Genomic DNA, 1,376 nt, shown 5'->3' on the forward strand with positions numbered 1-1,376 from the left:
GCCTATGCCGGAATCTCTCCCACAGAAACCACCGAAGAGCCCATTTTTTTGTGTAAAAAGGACGAGTGAAATATAATGCTTAAAAAATATTGGATAAAATGTCCGATTTGTAACGGAAAGACGAGAGTTCAAGTATTTCATAATACTGTATTAAAAGATTTTCCTCTTTTCTGCCCTAAATGCAAATTGACGCATATCATTGATGTAGAAAAATTAGAGATTGTAATCAAAAATACAGAAAAACAAACTTTTATTATTTAGAAGAAAGGATATAAAAATGAAACGTTTACCTAAATATACGCCTGCGGAAGTACGGAATGATCCATACGGATTTACTTACAAAGAAATGTCGGAAGTTATTGGCGAGAATGAAGCAAAAGCCTTATATGAAGAATTATATAAGCAATTACCACGCAAAAAAAATCTATCAATGTTGGTAAAAAATATTTGCAAAAGCAGTGATACTGAAAAGTATGTTTACGAACTGAAAGACAACAAATACATTGAAACGGTTTTTATCAAGCGGCGAGATGGTGGAACTGTTTGCGTGAGCACACAAGTCGGTTGTCCTGTTGGTTGTATTTTTTGTGAGTCCGGGCGAAATGGCTTTGTTCGTAATCTAACATCGTCAGAAATCGTACAACAGATTATATTGTTGCGTCGAAAAGTAAACCGTATCGTTTTTATGGGTATGGGAGAGCCTTTATTCAATTATGACAACTTGATAAAAGCAATCCATATTCTCCGAGATAGATATGGGCTCAACTTTCCAACCGACGGCATTACCATATCAACAGTTGGTCCGGTCGATCAATTAAAAAAATTGCGCGAGGAACATCTTAAAATTCAGTTGACAATATCTTTACACGCAGCAACACAATCTGCAAGAAATCGTATTATTCCTCACATGCGCATATATGCTATTGAAGATGTTGTTAAGCAAGCCTTATCCTATTCTGAAAGGCATAATCGCAAAATTGTCTTTGCGTATTTGCTTTTACCGGGTATAAATGACCGGCCCTCAGATGTAAGACAACTTGCAAAATGGTTTCGGGGCAAAAAAGTTATGATTAACGTGTTACAATACAACCCAACAAGCAATTCAAGAATTAAAGCACCACAGAAACGGGAAATAGTTGCATTCAAACATCAATTAGAGCAAGCAGGACTTGAAGTTACTATAAGAGTTTCTCATGGCAGAGAGATTAACGCGGCTTGTGGACAGTTAGCTAACACATATAATAAATTCAAAAAAAATGATTAAAAGTGCCAGACGCATAGACGCAGAGCCGATAACGCATTAGGTCAAAAAACCTATGTGTTATCGGCTTTTTTAGAGGCTTCGGTAGTTTGTGTGACAAGGGGCTAGCCTAGGC

The 1,376-nt window shown here is 36.8% G+C and carries 2 protein-coding genes; both read left to right on the forward strand.

The features are described 5' to 3' along the window. Positions 1-75 precede the first annotated feature (75 nt). The gene (locus DW732_RS09705; RefSeq protein WP_003431289.1) at positions 76-261 is read left to right on the forward strand and encodes a cysteine-rich KTR domain-containing protein; all 186 of its coding nucleotides are present in this window, start codon (positions 76-78) and stop codon (positions 259-261) included. Between the two features lie 16 nt (positions 262-277). Next, on the forward strand, positions 278-1,264 hold the full coding sequence (rlmN, locus tag DW732_RS09710) for a 23S rRNA (adenine(2503)-C(2))-methyltransferase RlmN (RefSeq protein WP_082673256.1): 987 nt from the start codon (positions 278-280) through the stop codon (positions 1,262-1,264). Positions 1,265-1,376 lie beyond the last annotated feature (112 nt).

The organism is Collinsella sp. AM28-11LB (assembly GCF_003469895.1).
Classification (GTDB): Bacteria; Actinomycetota; Coriobacteriia; order Coriobacteriales; family Coriobacteriaceae; genus Collinsella.